14 protein-coding genes are annotated in these 18043 nt (G+C 74.1%); 6 read left to right on the top strand and 8 right to left on the bottom strand.

Translation table 11 applies throughout. The features are described from left to right. Nucleotides 1–67: 67 nt before the first annotated feature. A complete protein-coding gene (locus ACWGL3_RS15450; protein WP_267948291.1) occupies nucleotides 68–1651 on the top strand; it encodes a Na+/H+ antiporter in 1584 nt (527 codons plus the stop codon). A 247-nt stretch (nucleotides 1652–1898) separates the two neighbouring features. Further along, nucleotides 1899–3167 carry a glycosyl hydrolase family 18 protein gene (locus ACWGL3_RS15445; protein ID WP_267948290.1) on the top strand — a complete coding sequence of 423 codons (1269 nt, stop codon included), beginning with the start codon at nucleotides 1899–1901 and terminating at the stop codon, nucleotides 3165–3167. Nucleotides 3168–3343: 176 nt separating this feature from the next. Here the strand turns inward: ACWGL3_RS15445 and ACWGL3_RS15440 are convergent, their stop codons facing one another. Beyond that, nucleotides 3344–5992 carry a bifunctional FO biosynthesis protein CofGH gene (locus ACWGL3_RS15440; RefSeq protein ID WP_267948289.1) on the bottom strand — a complete coding sequence of 883 codons (2649 nt, stop codon included), beginning with the start codon at nucleotides 5990–5992 and terminating at the stop codon, nucleotides 3344–3346. 194 nt (nucleotides 5993–6186) lie between these two features. On the opposite strand from ACWGL3_RS15440, the gene ACWGL3_RS15435 reads away from it, so the two are divergent. Continuing rightward, nucleotides 6187–7152 carry a lysylphosphatidylglycerol synthase domain-containing protein gene (locus ACWGL3_RS15435; protein WP_267948288.1) on the top strand — a complete coding sequence of 322 codons (966 nt, stop codon included), beginning with the start codon at nucleotides 6187–6189 and terminating at the stop codon, nucleotides 7150–7152. 91 nt (nucleotides 7153–7243) lie between these two features. Here ACWGL3_RS15435 and ACWGL3_RS15430 read toward each other — a convergent pair whose 3' ends face one another. The 3 genes from ACWGL3_RS15430 to ACWGL3_RS15420 form a co-directional block, all read right to left on the bottom strand. Next, nucleotides 7244–8371: a glycosyltransferase family 4 protein gene (locus tag ACWGL3_RS15430; RefSeq protein WP_267948287.1), complete on the bottom strand. Its 1128-nt coding sequence runs from the start codon at nucleotides 8369–8371 to the stop codon at nucleotides 7244–7246. Further along, a complete protein-coding gene (locus tag ACWGL3_RS15425) occupies nucleotides 8368–9300 on the bottom strand; it encodes a glycosyltransferase family 2 protein (RefSeq protein WP_452461440.1) in 933 nt (310 codons plus the stop codon). Before ACWGL3_RS15425 ends, ACWGL3_RS15430 begins: the two co-directional genes overlap by 4 nt. Before the next feature lie 64 nt (nucleotides 9301–9364). Next, a complete protein-coding gene (locus tag ACWGL3_RS15420) occupies nucleotides 9365–11419 on the bottom strand; it encodes a hypothetical protein (protein ID WP_452461439.1) in 2055 nt (684 codons plus the stop codon). 246 nt (nucleotides 11420–11665) lie between these two features. On the opposite strand from ACWGL3_RS15420, the gene ACWGL3_RS15415 reads away from it, so the two are divergent. Then, the gene (locus tag ACWGL3_RS15415) at nucleotides 11666–12478 is read left to right on the top strand and encodes a TIGR03089 family protein (RefSeq protein WP_452461438.1); all 813 of its coding nucleotides are present in this window, start codon (nucleotides 11666–11668) and stop codon (nucleotides 12476–12478) included. A 65-nt stretch (nucleotides 12479–12543) separates the two neighbouring features. On the opposite strand, the gene ACWGL3_RS15410 is transcribed toward ACWGL3_RS15415, so the two are convergent. The 3 genes from ACWGL3_RS15410 to ACWGL3_RS15400 form a co-directional block, all read right to left on the bottom strand. Next, a complete protein-coding gene (locus ACWGL3_RS15410; RefSeq protein WP_267948283.1) occupies nucleotides 12544–12735 on the bottom strand; it encodes a hypothetical protein in 192 nt (63 codons plus the stop codon). A 256-nt stretch (nucleotides 12736–12991) separates the two neighbouring features. Continuing rightward, nucleotides 12992–14206, bottom strand: coding sequence for an amidohydrolase (locus tag ACWGL3_RS15405; protein WP_267948282.1), 1215 nt, complete (start codon nucleotides 14204–14206; stop codon nucleotides 12992–12994). Nucleotides 14207–14262: 56 nt separating this feature from the next. Beyond that, nucleotides 14263–15081 (bottom strand): helix-turn-helix domain-containing protein, encoded by an 819-nt coding sequence (locus ACWGL3_RS15400; protein ID WP_267948281.1) that lies wholly within the window; start codon nucleotides 15079–15081, stop codon nucleotides 14263–14265. Between the two features lie 192 nt (nucleotides 15082–15273). Here ACWGL3_RS15400 and ACWGL3_RS15395 point away from each other — a divergent pair, with 192 nt between their 5' ends. Together ACWGL3_RS15395 and ACWGL3_RS15390 are read left to right on the top strand one after the other, a co-directional pair. Further along, entirely contained in the window at nucleotides 15274–15702 is a 429-nt protein-coding gene (locus tag ACWGL3_RS15395) for a PLD nuclease N-terminal domain-containing protein (protein WP_267948280.1), read from the top strand. Between the two features lie 131 nt (nucleotides 15703–15833). Further along, the gene (locus ACWGL3_RS15390) at nucleotides 15834–16520 is read left to right on the top strand and encodes a peptidylprolyl isomerase (RefSeq protein WP_267948279.1); all 687 of its coding nucleotides are present in this window, start codon (nucleotides 15834–15836) and stop codon (nucleotides 16518–16520) included. 139 nt (nucleotides 16521–16659) lie between these two features. On the opposite strand, the gene ACWGL3_RS15385 is transcribed toward ACWGL3_RS15390, so the two are convergent. Next, nucleotides 16660–17832, bottom strand: a complete 1173-nt coding sequence (locus ACWGL3_RS15385; protein ID WP_452461437.1) for a cysteine desulfurase family protein — start codon at nucleotides 17830–17832, stop codon at nucleotides 16660–16662. Nucleotides 17833–18043: the final 211 nt, after the last annotated feature.

Below are 18043 nucleotides of genomic sequence, written 5' to 3'. Positions count from 1 at the left end.
GTCCGGAGGCGCCGGGGGACCGACGGCGCGATCCTGGTCCGGCCGGGAGTCGAGCGGGGGGCGCGGGATGGACGTCGAGGAGTACGTGGTCGCCACGCTGGTGATCGTGGTCGCGGTGATCTGCGGCCGACTGGTCGCGGGACGGCTCCGGGTGCCGGGCGCGGTCGTGCTGGTGCTGCTCGGCATGGCCCTGGGGGTCGTGCCGTGGATGCACTCGCTGTCGGTCTCCCCCGAGGTCATCCTCCTCGTGTTCCTGCCGCCGCTGATCTACAACGCGGCGTTCTTCTCCTCGCCCCGCGACATGCGCGACCTGATGCGGCCCATCGCCGTGATGGCGGTGGGGGTGACCCTGGCCACCGCGTTCGGCCTGGCCGCGGTCCTCCACCTGCTGCTGCCCTCGGTGGGGTGGCCCGCCGCGATCGCCCTGGGCGCGGCGATCGCGCCGACGGACGCCGTGGCCGCGTCGGCCATCCTCAAGCGGGTGGGCACCCCGCGCAGGGTGCTGACGATCCTGGAGGGCGAGTCCCTGATCAACGACGGGGTGGCGCTGACCCTGTTCAGCCTGGCCGTCACCGCGATGGCGCGTCCGCTCACGCCGCAGGAGGGCGTGGTGGAGCTGGTGAAGGTCGTGGTGAGCGGCCTCCTCTACGGGGCCGTGGTGGCCGCGGCGGTCGCGTGGTCGCGTACGCGCATGCGGGACCCGTCCCTCCAGCTGATGGTGGTGCTGGTCACGCCGTTCGTCGCGTACATCCCGGCGGAGATGGCCGGGTTCTCCGGCGTTCTGGCGGCGGTGGTCGCCGGGTTCTACCTGGGCACGCGGGGCGAGGGCCTGCTGCCGCCGAGGGTGCGGGTGAACGGGCAGACGATCTGGTCGACGCTGGTGAGCCTGCTGGAGTCGATGCTGTTCGTGGTGCTGGGGCTCCAGCTGGACGCGGTGGCGGCGGCCGTGCGGGACCACTTCGCCCTCCTGGGGCTGCTCGGGGTCGCCCTGGCGACGACGGCCGCGGCGGTCGTCCTGCGCATGGCGCTGATGCTGGCCGTCATCCCGGTGCAGCGGGTGGTGCGGTTCCTCAACCTGGAGGTCTCGTCCTTCCGGGAGCGGATCGTCATCGGGTGGAGCGGGATGCGCGGGGCGGTGTCGCTGGCGATCGCCCTGTCCCTGCCCGCCACGCTGGGCGGGGAGCCCTTCACCGACCGGGGCGCGCTGGTGTTCGTGGCGGGCGCGGTGGTGCTGGGGACACTGGTGGGTCAGGGGATGACGCTGCCGCTGGTGCTGCGGCGGCTGGGCCTCGCCGAGGAGGGCGCCCGGCAGCGGGAGTTCCTGCGGGCGGACGAGCAGATGAGCTGTGCGGCTCTGGGCAAGGTGGACGAGCTCCTCCGCGAGGGGGAGCTGGACGAGAGGACCGCCGACTCCCTGCGCGGCGTGTACGTCCGCCGGGTGAGCCAGGTGCGGGGGCTGCTCGACGCGGGGGACGGCCGGGCCCGGCAGCGGGTGGACAGCGGCAAGGCGGTGCACGCCCAGATCACGCAGGCGCGGCGGGACATGCTGATGTCGATGTACCGGGAGGGCGACATCGACCACGAGGTGTTCCGGGCGATGAGCCGCGATCTGGACATCCGGGACACGGGGACCGGTCCGTACGGCGCTTGAGCGGGGCCGCGCCCGGAGTGCCGCGGGGCCGGCGGGGCCGCCGCGCGGACGCCCGGACGGCGACGCCCCGGGCCGTCGCGCGGTACACGGCCCCGAAGAAAGTGGTACGCGATCCCAAAGAAAACTGCAAACTTTCCTTACCATTTTCATTGACGGAACCGGAAGCCAACTTTAAAGTTTCCTAACAATTAAGCGGCTCCCCCGGGAGCCCCCTTCGTCTCCCCCGCTCGACGAAAGGAGCACCCCCATGCTCAGGACTCATCGCCACAGCCGGTCCAAGGGACGCAAAGCCGCTCTCGCCGGTACCTTCGCGGTTCTGGCGGCCGCACTCGTGGCGGGCTTCACCCAGATCGCCCCCTCTCCCACCGAGGCGGAGACCGTGGCCGACGGCGAAACCGTCCAGACCCAGCAGACCGGGCAGTGGCTCACCGGTTACTGGCACAACTTCGAGAACGGCTCCGGGGTGATGCCGCTGACGGAGATCCCCGCCGAGTACAACATGGTGGCCGTCGCCTTCGCCGACAACCACGCCACCCTCGACGGCGGCATCACCTTCAACCTCGCGAGCAGCGAACTGGGCGGCTACACCGACGCGCAGTTCCGGAGCGACATCGCGGCCGTCCAGGCCCAGGGGCGCAAGGTCATCATCTCCGTGGGCGGCGAGCTCGGCCACGTGAACGTCACCAACCCGACCCAGGCGCGGAACTTCGCCGACACCGCCCACCAGCTGATGCAGGACTACGGGTTCGACGGGGTCGACATCGACCTGGAGCACGGCATCAACGCCCAGCACATGTCCGACGCCCTGCACGACCTCGGCTCCCGGGTCGGTCCGGGCCTGATCGTCACCATGGCCCCGCAGACCATCGACTTCCAGAGCCCCGACCGCGAGTACTACAAGCTCGCGACGGACATCGCCGACATCCTCACCATCGTGAACATGCAGTACTACAACTCCGGGTCGATGCTCGGCTGCGACGGCCAGGTGTACAGCCAGGGCACCCCGGACTTCGTCGCGGCGCTCGCCTGCATCCAGCTGGAGATGGGACTGCGCCCCGACCAGGTCGGCCTGGGCCTGCCCGCGGTGCGGTCCGCGGCCGGCGGCGGCTACATGGCGCCGAGCCAGGTGGTGCGCGCACTCGACTGCCTGGAGACCGGCGCCAACTGCGGCTCGTTCTCCCCCCAGACGCCGTACGGTCCCATCGGCGGCGTGATGACCTGGTCGATCAACTGGGACGCCACCAGCGGTTACGCCTTCGCGAACACCGTCTCCGCCCGCCTGGGCAACCCGGGCGGCGGACAGCCGACGGAGCAGCCCACCGAGCAGCCGACGGAGCAGCCCACCCAGCAGCCCGGCGAGTGCACCGCCTCCGCCTGGTCGTCCGGCTCCACCTACACCCAGGGCGACCGCGTGGCCCACGGCGGCCGCGAGTACCAGGCCCGCTGGTGGACCCGGGGCGAGGAGCCGGGCACGACCGGCGAGTGGGGCGTCTGGACCGACGTCGGCGCCTGCTAGGGCCATAGCCGCGCGGAGCCCCCTCCCCTCCCGCTGCGCGCGGTTCCCGCGGACCCCCTCCCACCACTCCCATCCCTGTGGGGGTCCGCCTCCCAGGAGAAGGGGCGGAGCGCCGTCACCCGGCGTTCCGCCCCTTCGTGCTCCCCCGGCCCCGGGCGCGCCCGCCGGCGGACCCCTCAGACCAGGGGGAGGGACGGGCGCAGGACGCTCGGCGCCACGCCGTCGCTGGCCTCCGCGACGCGCTGCCGCTCCTGCGGCACCTCCCCGTAGAGGGTGGTGCGCTGCCGGACCGGCCGACCGGTCGGCTCGACCATGGAGCGGATGTCGGTGATCGTCTTGTACGACCCCTGCCCCGAGCCGGCCATGCGGCTGATGGTCTCCTCCATCAGGGTGCCGCCCACGTCGTTCACGCCGCCCGCCAGCAGTTGGCGGCAGGTGTCCTCCTCCAGCTTCACCCACGAGCACTGGATGTTGTCGATGTGGCCGTGCAGCAGCAGGCGGGCCAGGGCGTGCACCGCGCGGTTCTCCCTGACGGTCGGCCCCGTGCGGGCCAGCCCGGCCAGGTAGATGGGCGAATTGGTGTGCACGAACGGCAGCGGCACGAACTCGGTGAACCCGCGGCGCCCGTTGCGCTCCACCGACCGCTCCTGGAGGGAGCGCAGCAGCTTGATGTGCGCCACCCAGTGCCTCGGCGAGTCCACGTGGCCGTACATCATCGTCGACGTGGTCGGGATGCCCAGGTCGTGCGCGGTCGTGATCACGTCGATCCACTCGCTCGCGGGCAGCTTGCCCTTGGTGAGGATCCAGCGGACCTCGTCGTCGAGGATCTCCGCGGCCGTGCCGGGGAGGGACCCCAGCCCCGCCTCGCGGGCCCGGGTCAGCCACTCGCGCACCGGCAGGTCGGTGCGGGCGGCCCCGTTGACCACCTCCATCGGGCTGAACGCGTGGACGTGCATGTCCGGGACGCGCTCGCGCACGGCCGACGCGATGTCGAAGTAGGCGGTGCCGGGCAGGTCCGGGTGGATGCCGCCCTGCATGCACACCTCGGTCGCCCCGGCCTTCCAGGCCTCCTCGGCCCGGTCGGCCACCTGGTCGAGCGAGAGCGTGTACGCGTCGGCGTCGGTGCGGCGCTGCGCGAACGCGCAGAACCGGCAGCCGGTGTAGCAGACGTTGGTGAAGTTGATGTTCCTGGTCACGACGTACGTGACGTCGTCACCGACGACGTCGCGCCGTACGCGGTCGGCCAGGTCCGCGAGGGCTTCGAGCTCGGGGCCGTCCGCGTGCAGCAGGGCGAGCGCCTCGTCGTCGTCCAACCCGGCGGGGTCGGCCTCCGCGCTGCGCAGCGCCGCGGCGATGTCCGGGTCGAACCTGCGGGGCACCGCGCCTTCCCGGTCCACTCCGGAGCGCAGTTCGTCCCAGTCGCCGTAGACGGAGTCGAAGTCGCTCCGGCGGTCGCCGGTGCGCCCCTCGGTGTCGATGCCCGTGTGCAGGTCGGTGCGGCCGGAGGAGACCAGGACGGCCTCGCGCTCCTGCCAGGGCCGCCCCTCGATGACCGCGTCCTCGCGGGCCAGGCCGGTCTCCGGGTCGGCGAGCGCGGCGACGTGCCCGGCCAGGCGGGGGTCGAGCCACGGCTCACCCGCGCGGATGTACTCGGGGTAGACGGTGAGCCGCTCGCGGAGCGTGAACCCCTGGCCGGCGGTGCGCGCGGCCAGGTCGTCGATCTGGGGCCAGGGGCGCTCGGGGTTGACGTGGTCGGCGGTGAGCGGCGAGACGCCGCCCCAGTCGTCGATGCCCGCGCGCAGCATCAGCGCGTACTCGTCCACGCCGCCCGACTCCGCCCCGATGAGGTTCGGGGGCGCCTGGATGTGCGCCTTGGGGCCCATGACCAGGCGGGTGACCGCGATCGTGGCGGCCATCTCCTCGCGTTCGGCGTCGGGCCGGTGCATCATCGCGGTGCCGGGCTTGGCGCGGAAGTTCTGCACGATGACCTCCTGGACACCGCCGTGGCGGCGGGAGACCCCGCGTATCGCGAAGACGGACTCGGCGCGGTCGGCGACCGTCTCGCCGATGCCCAGGAGGATGCCGGTGGTGAAGGGGACGCTGGAACGGCCCGCGTCCTCCAGCGCCCGCAGCCGCACCGCGGGGTCCTTGTCGGGACTGCCGTAGTGCGCCTGGCCCTTCTCGGTGAAGAGCCGGGTGGAGGTGGTCTCCAGCATCATCCCCATCGACGGGGAGACCGGCTTGAGCCTCTGGAAGTCCGACCAGGTCATGACGCCCGGGTTGAGGTGGGGGAGGAGCCCTGTCTCCTCCAGGACCATGATCGCCACGGCCCGCACGTAGGACAGGGTGTCGTCGTAGCCGTGCGCGTCGAGCCACTCGGCGGCCTGCTTCCACCGGTCCTCGGGCCGGTCCCCGAGGGTGATGAGCACCTCCTTGCAGCCCGCCTCGGCGCCCTTGCGGGCGATCTCCAGGACCTCGTCGGGCGACATGAAGGGCGAGTCCAGGCGGCCGGGGACCGTCGCGAACGTGCAGTAGTGGCAGCGGTCGCGGCACAGGCGGGTCAGGGGGACGAACACCTTGCGGCTGTAGGTGATGACGCCGGGGCGGCCCGCGGCCTCCAGTCCGGCGTCGCGCACCCTGCCGGCGTGTTCGAGCAGGGTCTCCAGGTCCTCCCCCCTCGCGTGCAGGAGGACCTCCGCCTCGGCGACGTCGAGCGTCTTGCCGTCCCGGGCCCTCGCCAGGGCCCGGCGCATCGCGGAGGGGGTCGGCGGCCGGGAGGCCGGGGCCTGGGAGGACACGGGGAAGGGGTCGTTCGCACCACTCATAGAGCGCACCCTACGCCCCGGCCGTTCCGCCCACGCGGACGCATCGCCGCTCGCGGAGGGGCCGGGGCCGCGCCGGCGGTGACCGGGCCCCGGCCCCTCCCCCGCCGCCCGTGCCGCCCATGCGGGGACACGGGTGCGACCCCGGGCGGGGCGGAAGAGACATAGGGTCGGCAGGTGAGCGAAGGAGGAGTTGCGTGCTGAGTCGGCTGCGCGGCAACCCGTGGGTCCGGTTGGCGCTCTTCCTCGCGGTGTGCGCGTGCGCGGGCGCGGCCCTGCACGCGAACTGGGCGCAGGCCCGGGACGCCGCCGCCGAGCTCCCGCTGTGGGTGCTCCCGGCCGCAGTCCTCTCGGGCATGGCGGGGCTGACCGCCCAGATGCTCGCCTGGAGGGCCCTGCTGGCCGGGCTCGGCTCACCGCTGCCGCGCCGGGTGGCGTCCCGCGTGATGTTCGTGGGCCAGCTCGGCAAGTACCTCCCGGGCTCGGTGTGGGCGTTCGTCGCCCAGGTCGAGCTGGCGCGTGACCGGGCCGTGCCGCGGTCCCGTGGCGCCGCCGCGACCCTGCTCGCCGTCGGCGTGACGGTCGCGGTGAGCCTGGCCGTCGCCGCGGTCGCCCTGCCCCTGTCGTCGGCGGAGGCCGCCCGGCGCTGGTGGTGGGCGCTGGCGCTGGCGCCGCTCCTGCTCGCCGCCCTGCACCCCCGCGTGGTCGGCCTGGGCATCCGGCTGGCCGCCCGCCCGTTCGCGCGCTTCCGGGAGGTGGCGGAGGCCGGTCCGCTCGGTCTCGGCGGGAGGGCGATGGCCTCGGCCGCGGGGTGGACCCTGGTGGCGTGGGTTCCCCTGGGGGCACACGTGTGGTTGCTGACCTGGGCCGTCGGCGGCGACGCGGTGCGCTCTCTGGGCCCGGCCGTCGGCGCGTACGCGCTGGCCTGGACGCTGGGCCTGCTGGTCGTGTTCGCCCCCGCCGGGCTGGGCGTGCGCGAGGCGGTCCTGGTGGTGGCGCTGGCCCCGGTGGTGGACGCCGGGGCGGCCCTGGTGGTGGCGGTGCTGTCGCGGCTGGTGATGACCGCCGCGGACCTGGCCTGGGCGGGGCTGGCGGTCGTGTTGTCGCCCGCGCCGGAACCGGGCGCCGACGCGTCGCACGGCGGCCCCGCACGGGCGCGCTGAGCCCACCGGCCGCAGCCGCCGCCCGCGCAGGCGGCGGCCCCGCGCGGGCGCGCCGAGCCCGGATCCGCGTCCTCCCCCGGCGCCCCGCGCCTCAGGCCCCGAGCAGGCGCTCGGTGTAGGCACGCCAGTAGGGGTCGGCGTCCACCGGACGGACCCCTGCGCGCAGCCGCGCCGGCTCCCCCGGGGCGTAGAACTCGCCGAGCGCGCGGGCCAGGTCGGCCGCGTCGCCCGGCTCGCACAGCAGGCCGTCGACCCCCTCGCGCACGTGGTCGGCGAGCGTCCCGGCGCGGGTCGCCACGACCGGCAGCCCGTGCTCGTGGGCCAGCCACACGTTCTGGGTGGCGGTGGCGGTCCGGTAGGGCAGGACGACGGCGTCGGCGGAGCCGAACAGGCCGGGGAGGTCCTCCGCGGGCACGTACCCGTCGAGGAGCCGGACCCGGTCGGCGATCCCGAGCGCGGCGGCCCGGGCCTCCAGCTCGGCCGTCCCGCCCCAGAACTCCCCCGCGACGGTCAGCGTCACGTCCGGCGGCGCTCCCTCGGCCAGGGCGCGCAGCAGCAGGTCGACGCCCTTGTAGGGACGGACGATGCCGAGGAACAGCAAGTGCCTGCGCTCGCCGCCCGGGGGCACTCCGTCCGCGGCCGCGGCTCCCCCCGTCTCGGGCAGGTGCGGCGGCATCTCGGCGACCACGGGCACGGCTCGGCCCGGGCCGAGCAGGCCCTCGGCGAGGAGGGCCTGTCCGGGCGAGTGCGTGACCACGCCGTCGGTCCGGCGCAGCAGGGCGCGGACCAGGGACACGTCGACCGGCCGCCGCTCGTGCGGCAGCACGTTGTGGCACAGCGCCACCACCCTGGTGGCGCCGCGACGGGACCTCACCCCGGCGAGGATGCCGAGGTAGGCGGGCACCTGGACCGGCGAGAACACGGTGAGGACCACGAGGTCGGCCTCGCGCGCCAGCCGCCGCCCCGCCCGCCACCACCCGTCCGGCCGGTACCAGGCCAGGTCTCGGCGGGTGTCCGGGTACGGCTCCCCCTCGGGGTCGGCTATGGTCTGCCGCCCCGGGTACAGGGCGGCGGGGTACTGGGCGCGCCAGGACTCGATCGCCGTGGGGTGGCCGAGCGCGCTCAGCCGGTGGGCGAGCTCGGTGGTGTGCCTGGCCCCGCCGCCCTTGTACGGGTGTGCGGGTCCCACGAGCGCGACCCGGGCCGGAGCGCCGGTCACGGGTTCTCCCGGGAGCGCACGATCAGGTCGGCCAGCAGGGCGATCGCCGCGATGATCAGGCCCGTCATCAGGATCATGACGGTGTTGTTGGGGATGTACAGCGGGTTGCGCACCTGGTCGAACACGAACTTGGCCGTGCCGAGGCCCAGCAGCACCAGCGCGGGGGGCATGAGGACCTTGAGCGGGTTGAAGTACATGACCATGCGCAGCACCTGCAGGATGTACCGGTAGGCGTCGCTGACGAAGTGGAACTTGGACTTGCCCGCCCGCTTCGCGTACTCGATGGGCACGTACCTCACCGGGTGCTGGTTGGACAGGAACGCCAGTGTGATGGTGGTGACGCAGGAGAACCCGGGCGGCAGCAGCCTCAGGTAGGGGCGGGCGACGTCGCGCCGGAAGACGCGCAGCCCGGAGTTGAGGTCGGGGATGCGGGTGTTCGTGAGCCGCTCGGCGATCTTGCGGATCATCCACTTGGCGGGGACCCGCAGCGCCTTGTGCGAGCCCATCTCCTGGGTGCGGGCGCCCACGACCTGGTCCAGCTCGGGGTCGGCGTCGAGCATGGCGACGAGTTCGGGGATGCGCTCGTTGGGGTAGCTCATGTCCGCGTCGGTCCACACCACGAACTCGCCCCGCGCCCGCTGGCTGCCGAGCCGGCGCACGGTGCCGGATCCGCCGTTGTGCCCGAACGCGATGACGCGCATGTGCGGGTAGAGGCCCTGTACGTCGCGCAGGCGCTCCAGGGTGCGGTCGGTGGAGGCGTCGTCCACCGCGAGCAGCTCGTAGCCGTAGCCGGAGCCGTCCATGGCGGCACAGATCCGTTTGACCTCGTCGACGACGTGGTCTTCCTCGTTGTAGCAGGGCAGCACGATGGTGACCCGCGGGGGCGGGGTCTCGGCGGGCCGGCGGATGTCGTCGCTCGTCTGGCTCATGGGTTCTTCTCAGCGGGTGCGGGTGCGGGCGGGGGCGTTGTGGGACCGGTCCGCGGGGGCGGGGTCATCCCCCGGCGGGGAGCACGGTCACCCACACGCTCTCGTTGAAGGTCCAGTGGCCTGTCGGGGGTTCCATGAGGGTACTCGGATCCATCTGCGCCAGGACGTGGAACGGCCGCTCGACGTTCTCCGTGCTCCCGGTCAGGCCCTCCAGCACCTGCCAGTCCGAGGCGGCCAGGACCGCGTCGCGCCCGCGGCCGTGGATCTCGGCGACCACCCGGTCGAGGTCCTCCGGCGTCGGCTCGTCCATCGCCGCGGTGGGGACGCCGCAGACGTTCCGCAGGAGCGGCATGTAGTTCCCGGCCATGCCGGGGTCGACCACGACCACCGACGCGTCCTCCGGCAGCGACGCGCACAGCTCCTCGGTGGCCGCGACCGAGCCCACGTCCTGCCTGTACCCCATGATCCCGGCGGCCGAGGTGGCCGCGGCGGGGAGGAACACCGCCAGGGAGGCGCTCGCGGCGACCACGGCGGGGAGGACCTGGAAGGCCGCCCCGCGCCTCGCCGGGGCCCCGGCGACCGTGCAGCGGCGGGTGAGCCACGCCAGAAACCAGACCGCGAACAGGATGAACGCCGGGATGACCAGCACGATCAGCCGCCTGCTCGCCCAGGGGTGGTCGGGGGTGATGGCGGGGCGCAGGAGCGTGGTCGTGACGGTCCACACCAGCAGCATGGCGGGCAGCAGCCACTGGGGGTCCCGGCGCAGGACGAGGCGGCGCAGCACCAGCGCCACACCGAGGGAGGCGAAGAGGACGGTGCCCAGGCCCACGTACCAGCCCACCCAGTACAGGCTCATGTCGTAGTAGGTGCGGCTGCCCTCGATGGGCCACAGCCCCTCACGCTCCTGGACCGAGGCCACCCAGGCGTCGGTGAAGTCGCTGCCGTGGCCGTAGTCGGGCCAGAACAGGGGGCGGATCGCGAACCCGACCATGGTGAGGAGGGCGAGCGCGGTCACCGCGTGGGGGAGCCAGCGGACGCGCTCCACGCGGGGGATCCCGAAGCGCCACAGGGCGGCCGTGGCCGCGGCCGTGACCGCGATGACCGCCGCGCTGATCAGCAGGAGGGGGTTGAGGGAGTCGGACAGGTACTCCAGATAGGGCAGGGACAGCCCGTACCCGGCGTACAGGCCCAGGCCGATGCCGAGCGCGAGCCCTCCGAGCAGGGGCAGCGCCTGCCCCCGCCGGGCCAGGAGCAGGAGGCCGATGAACCCGACCACGGGGAGCAGGTCGCGGATCGCGTCGATCCGCACCACCAGGGCGAGGCCGAACGCCAGCCCCGCCGCGGCGGCGAGGGTGTGGGAGGCCGACCAGCGGTCGGTGAGGGCGGTGCGGCGGACGAGCGCGTCGTAGGCCAGGACCATCCCGCCGATCAGGAGGATCTGGGTCAGGGGCTCGCTGTAGGTGAAGCGGCTCACCCACTGCTGGGGCAGGCACACGGCCAGCACGAGGGCGCCCAGGGGGGCCCAGCGCGCGCCGACCAGGCGCGCGGTGAGCCCGGCGAAGGCGAGCACGCCGAGCGCGCCGAGGAAGGGCGTGGTCACGAGCATCCCGTCGAGCCCGCCCAGCCAGTAGCCGATGGAGGTGACCAGCGGCGCGCCCGCCATGAACTGGGGCCAGATCGCCCCGTCCCGGTCGTAGTGGGCGAGGCTCTGGTAGCTGAGCGCCGGATCGTCGCCCGCGATGAGCTCGCGCTGCTGCGGGATGGGGAGGTGGCCGTTCTCCGCGATCCACACGGTGTACATGGCGTAGGAGGCGGGGTCGCGGCGGATGACCAGGGCCTCGGCGTGGTAGGCGACCTGCACGACGGCGAAGCCGACCGTGATCACCGCGACGAGCACGAGGGGCCACCAGGGGACGGCCTCGTCCTCGGGCGGGTCCGGGACGAACCGCGGCACGAGCACGCAGGCCGCGATCACGGCGGGCGTCCCCAGGACGGCCGCCGCCACAGGGGTGAAGGAGCCGAGGGCCAGGAGGGGGAAGGCCACCAGGAGCCAGGCCGACGCGGCGATCGCGGGGAGCGCGGTGACACGGGCGAGGAGTCGACCGGGGAGCAAGCGCATGGGGCAACTCTGGCAGTTCCCGGCGGGCTACGCACACCGTGCGGCGGTTCTCGTCGGACGTTCCGGTTCCGGAGGCCCCGCCGTGTCCGGGCGGAGCGGGACCCGGGCACGGCAGGCGGGGCCGGACGCGGGACGGTGTGCCGGGCGGGGCCGCTCCGGCCGGTGGCGGACCGGCCCCGGCGGTGGTGGGACCGGCGCCCTCGAACGCCGGGAAGGGCGGAGGTCGGACGCCCTAGAGTGGCGGTCATGTCCGAAACTCCCGCGCAGCTGTGGCGCGCACTCGTCTCCGCCGACCCGTCCCGTCAGTTCGTGACCTCCTACGACTCCTCCGGCGGCCGTGTGGAGCTGTCCCGGGCCACGTTCGACAACTGGGTGTCCAAGACCTCGAACATGCTGGTGGACGGCCTGGGCGTGCAGCCGGGCGACCGGGTCGTGATCGCCCTCCCGGTGCACTGGCAGTCGCTGGCGTGGCTCCTCTCGTGCTGGTCGGTGGGCGCGGTGGCGGAGTTCGTCCCGGACGGCGGGGACGTCCCCGCGGGCGCGCAGGTCGCGGTCGCCGGCGCCGGGCTCGTGGAGAGCGCGCTGGACAGCGGCGCCGACGAGGTCGTCGGCACCTCGCTGCACCCGCTGGGCCTGCCGCTGTCCGAGGTCCCGCCGATGGTGCTCGACTACTCCGTCGAGGTCCGGGGGTACGGCGACCGCTTCCCGGCCTACCCGGTCGACCCGGACGGCCCGGCGCTCCGGAGCGCCGGCGCACGCACGGGCGCGGACCTGGCGGCCGGGGCCCGGGAGCGGGCCGCGGCCTGGGGGCTGTCGGCCGACGACCGCCTGGGCCTGTTCCTGGAGCCGGACGCGCCGATGACGGCGCTGGGCGGGGGCGCGGAGCTCCTGCTCGCCCCGGTCGCGGCGGGCTCCCCGATCGTGGTGACCCCGGTGGACCCCGCGGCCCCGGCGAAGGTCGTCGAGCGGGCGGAGATGGAGAAGGTCACGGTGGTGGGGACCGCCGCCGGGACGGCGCCCCTCGACGGGATGCCCTTCCGGTCGGTCGGTCGGGTCTGAGACGGCCGGGGGCGCCCGGCGCGTCCCCCGGGATCCCCCCGGGTTCCCCCGGCCGCCGGCCCGCCTCAGACGGCCAGGGCGTGCGTCCCACCGCTCCCGTGGTCCGGCGGCTCCGGCCGCCGGGCGCGGTCGGCCCGGCGCCGCTCCGCCCGCTCCCGGCGACTCGCCCCGCGCACGAGGCGCTCCCGGGCCGCCTCGCGCTCCCTCTCGGCCCGGTAGGCCGCGGCGGCCTCGGCTGCGGCGTCGTGGTGGTTCATGGGGCCTCCCTGGGGTCCGTGTGCCGGGAGTCCTCCTCCCGACAGGCTCCAGAGTCGGCCTGAGGCGGCCCCGTCCGCCATCGGGACATCACCCCGAATACGGCGCGGGCCCCGCCTCAGAGGCGGGCGCCACCGCGCACCGCGGCCTGAGAGGGCCTCAGGGCCCGGGGCTCCGGAACCCTCCCGGCGCTCCGCGGGCGGCACGGGCCGCGGCCCCGGCCGGCCCTCGCCGCACCCGGGACCGCGCCCCTGCGTCCTAGTCCTCCCGGTAGAAGGCGTCCAGGGCCGAGCCCGAGCGCTTCTCCTCGTCGTAGGTGTAGACCTCGCGCCCCTCCACGAACACCCTCAGGGCCCGGCTCATCACGTCGAGCGGGTCGCCGGACCAGACGACCACGTCGCCGTCCAGCCCCGGCTTGAGCGAGCCGACGCGGTCGGAGATGCCCATGATCTCGGCCGGGTTGACCGTGAGGGCGCGGATCGCGGACTCGGGCGCCATGCCCTCCTTCACGCACAGGGTGGCCTGGTGGACGAGGAACTCGATCGGGACGACCGGGTGGTCGGTGGTCAGGGCGACCTTCACCCCCGCCCGGTCCAGGATGCCGGGGTTGGCCAGCGTCTTGTTCTTGACCTCGACCTTGGAGCGGCTGGTCATCAGGGGGCCGGTGATGACGGGGATGCCCCGTGCGGCGATCTCGTCGGCGAGGAGGTGGCCCTCCGTGCAGTGGTTGATGATGAGGCGGTAGCCGAACTCGTCCGCCAGGCGCATCGCCGTGTGGATGTCGTCGGCACGGTGCGTGTGCTGGCACCACGGGAGCTCGCGGTCCAGGACCCTGGTCAGCACCTCCAGGGTGTTGTCCCGGTCGAACGGGGTGCCCTCGCTCGCGGCGTGGTCGCGTTTGGCCTTGTAGTCCTGGGCCTTGGTGAAGGCGTCCCGGATGACCGCGGCCACGCCCTGGCGGGTGGAGGGGATCTGGTCCTTCTTGCCGTACACCCGCTTCGGGTTCTCGCCCAGGGCGCTCTTGACGCTGGCCGGCTGCTTGATCAGGCGGTCCTCCATGCTGCGGCCCCAGCACTTGACGGCCACGGTCTGCCCGCCGATGGGGTTGCCCGAGCCCGGCTTGACGACCGAGGAGGTGACTCCGCCGGACAGGGCGTCGACGAAGCCCCGGTCCGCGGGGTTGATGGCGTCGAGCGCGCGCATGCGGGCGCCGTTGGGGTCGGTCATCTCGTTGGTGTCGTCGCCGGCCCAGCCGACGCCCTCCTCGTCGATGCCGAGGTGGCCGTGGGCCTCGACGAAACCGGGGAGCACCCACTTGCCGGAGGCGTCGACGACGGTGGCGCCCTCCGGGACGGGGGTGTCCGCGTCCGCTCCGACCGCGGTGATCCTGCCGTCGGAGATGACGACGGTGCCGCCGTCGATGGGGTCGCCGTCCACGGGGACGACGTATCCGGATGTGATCGCGATATCCATGGCGGGCAACCTAGCCCATGACGGGACGTCGGCCCAAGGGCGGGAGCCCGCGCCCGTCAGCCGGCGGGCCAGCGGGCCGTCAGCAGCTCCGAGCGGGGCGTGAGTTCCACGGTGGCCTCCTCGATGGCCTCGCGGACCATCGCGCAGCGCCCCACCTGCTCGGACTCCGCGGTCAGGTCGCCGCCCTCGGCGGCGAACGCGTACACCATCGTGGGCCGGTCGGCGAACTCCATCATCCGGAACGCGCCGCCCAGGCCGGGGTGGTGCGCGGTCTGCTCGGGGATCACGCCCACGGTGACGATGCCGGCCTCGATCAGGTCGGCGAGGAAGTCCCGCTGGGCGTTGAGGACCTCCGCGCCGCCCTGGGGGCGCTGGAGGACGGACTCGTTGAGCACGACCCGCAGCACGGGGCCGTCCGGGCCCGTCATCGCGGCCCGGTTGGCCATCTCCTCCTCCACCATCAGCTCCACCTCGTCCGGGGACAGGGCGGGGTGGCCGGGGCCGAGGACGGCGCGGGAGTACTCGCGCGTGCGCAGGAACACCGGGACGGCCATGGGCTGGTGCTCCCACAGGTCGGTCGCGTGCACGGCCAGCTCGCGCTCGTCGCCGAACTCGTTGGGGAAGGCCTCCGCCTGGAGGGTGATGGCCCATGCCTCGACCAGCTGGTGGTCGGTGCCGAGGACGTTGTCGACCCGCTCCACCAGCGAACGGGCCGGTCTGCAGTGGGCGTCCTCGACCTCCCGGAGCTTGTCGTCGGTCACGCCGACCGTGGCGGCGAGCTCGGCCCGCGAGAGCCCCCGGTCGGAGCGGGCGCGCAGGATCCGCGCGCCGAAGGGGAGCCACATCGCAGACGGCAACGCACTGTTCACACCCATGTCCCCTCCCGTCGCCTGGCGGGGCCGGCCTCGCATACCCTCGGGTCGACGCCCCGACCTCGTTCCCCGACCCTCTCTCGCGTCGGGGGCGCTGGTCAAGCGACCGTGCGGGTGCGGCGATCCGTGATAAGTCATCACAAGGACTGACAATGCCGCCCGCCGTTCGCGCGATCCCCCGATTGGAAACCCCCGTTGTCCCACCTCGCCCTCCTGCTGTTCGTCGTCGCCCTCGGCGTCTGGATCTACGCCCTGTTCGACGTTGTCGGCTCCGACGCCGGCGCGGTGCGGCTGCTGCCCAAACCCGCCTGGGCCGTCGTCGTTCTGCTCTTGCCCAAGATCGGGGCAATACTCTGGTTCGCCCTGGGCCGGCCCCGACGCGCCCCGTCGGCCGCGCCCGCCGGGCCGCCCCCGCCCTTCCCGGAGTACGACCACCCCCACCGGGCGCGCGCCGCGACCCCGGAGGAGGACGAGGAGTTCCTCCGCCGCTGCCGTGAGCGGGCCGACGCCCAGCGGCGGCGTGCCCGTGAGGCCCAGGAGGCGGCCGGGGGCGAGGAGGCCGGACGGGGTGACGGCGACGGCGGGGAGGGCCGCGACGGGGACGGTGATCCCCGCCCCTCCTGACCCGCACGCCCCCGGAGCCGCATCGTGGTCGAAGCATGACGGACCGTGCGATACCCCAAGACAGGGGTGCTCCACGGTGCGGAGTACGCTATGTGCCGCCCGACCGCGACACTCACCCCGGAAGTGAACCGATGAAGCCTTTCACCCTGTCGGCGACAGCCGTACTCGCCTGCACCGCGCTGCTCGCCACCACAGCCTGCGGCGGCGACGGGGCCCCGGCCGACCAGGGGGAGCCCGCCGGCGGGGACTCCGCGGCGCCCGAGCAGGAGCAGACCGGCAGCCCCGCCGAGGTGGACGTCACCGACGTCGAGGGCGCCACCCTGCACACCAGTGAGGGCGACATCGAACTGGAGCTGTTCCCCGAGGACGCCCCGGTCACGGTGTCCAACTTCGTCGGCCTGGCCGAGGGCGAGGGCGTGCCCAACCCGGTGACGGGCGAGGCCGAGTTCTACGACGGCACCGTCTTCCACCGCGTCATCGCCGACTTCATGCTCCAGGGGGGCGACCCGCAGGGCACCGGCCAGGGCGGTCCCGGCTACACCTTCGAGGACGAGGTCGGGTCCGGCCGGGAGTTCTCCGAGCCCGGTGTCCTCGCCATGGCCAACCGGGGAGGGGGCACCAGCACGAACGGCTCCCAGTTCTTCATCACCGTCGCGGCGACCCCCCACCTGAACGGCCAGCACACCATCTTCGGCCGGGTCGCCGACGAGGAGTCCATGGAGATCGTGAACTCCATCTCCGTCACGGAGACCGACGCGAACGACCGCCCCACCCAGGACGTGGTCATCGAATCCGTCACCGTCAACCGCGCCGGCTAGCCGTACCGGCCCGGGAGGCCGGGTGCACGGGACCCGGCCGCCCCCGCTCCCCCTGCCGTCCCTCCCGGGCCGCCGGGGGCGCGGGGGCGGCGCGGAGCGGTCTGCGCGGCCCGGGACCGGCGCGGGGCCGGCCCGTGCCTCAGCGTCGGCGCTTGGCGCGGGCGGCCCGTGCCCGCTCGACGGCCGGGCCGATCGCCTCCACCAGGGCCCTCACGTCCTCGCGCGTGGAGGTGCGCCCCAGGGACAGCCGCAGGCTGCTCAGGGCGGTGTCGGGGTCCGCCCCCATCGCCAGGAGCACGTGGCTCGGCTGGGCGACGCCCGCGGAGCAGGCGGAGCCGGTGGAGCAGGAGATGCCCCGGGCGTCGAGGAGCATCAGCAGGGCGTCGCCCTCGCAGCCGGGGAACGACAGGTGGGAGATGCCGGGCAGCCGGCGCTCGCGGTCGCCGTTGACGACCACGTCCGGGACCACGGCGCGGACGCCCTCCTCCAGTTCGTCGCGCAGGCACTCGAGGTGCTTGGCGTGCTCCTCGCGTTCGGCGACGGCGCGGTCGACGGCCGTGGCCAGCCCCCTCAGCAGGGGTGTCGAGAGGGTCCCGGAACGGATGTCGCGCTCCTGGCCGCCGCCGTGGAGGACGGGGGTCGGGGCGGTGCCGCGGGCGATCAGCAGCGCCCCGGCGCCGACGGGGCCGCCGAGCTTGTGCCCGCTGACGGTGAGGGCGGTGACGCCGGCGGCGGCGAAGTCGACCGGCTCCGCCCCGACCGCCTGGACGGCGTCGGTGTGGAAGGGGATGCCGTACCGGGTGGCGACGGCGGCGAGCTCCTCGACGGGCTGGACCGTGCCGACCTCGTTGTTGGCCCACATGACGGAGACCAGCGCGACCGACCCGGGGTCCCGCTCGACGGCCTCGCGGAGGGTCTCCGGGTCGAGCCCGCCCAGGGCGTCCACGGGCAGCGCCTCGTGGACGGCGCCCTGGTGCTCGGCCATCCAGTGGGCCGGGTCGAGGGCGGCATGGTGTTCGACGGCGCTGGTGAGGATGCGCCGCCGGGCGGGGTCCTCGGCGTTGCGCGCCCAGTAGAGGCCCTTGACGGCGATGTTGTCGGACTCGGTCCCGCCTCCGGTGAAGACCACCTCGTGCGGGGTGGAGCCGAGCGCCCGGGCGATCCTCTCGCGGGACTCCTCGACGGTGCGGCGGGCGGCACGGCCGTGGCCGTGCAGGGACGAGGGGTTGCCGAGGGAGCCGAGCTCGGCCGCGATGTCGGCGACCACCTCGGGACGGACCTCGGTCGTGGCAGCGTGATCCAGATACACCATGGCGTCACCAAGGATACGTCCGTCCCGGGCCGCCCACGGCCCCGCGGGGCGGCTCCCCCGCCCCGGCCGAGCCGTGGAGGGGGCGTGCCGCCCGTCCCTGGCCGTCCACAGCCCCGCGGGGCGGCTCCCCCGCCCCGGCCGAGCCGTGGAGGGGGCGTGCCGCCCGTCCCTGGCCGTCCACAGCCCCGCGGCCACAGCTCCCCGCCCTTTT

The organism is Nocardiopsis sp. NPDC055824, assembly GCF_053616335.1.
This window is presented reverse-complemented; position numbering and strand designations above follow the sequence as displayed.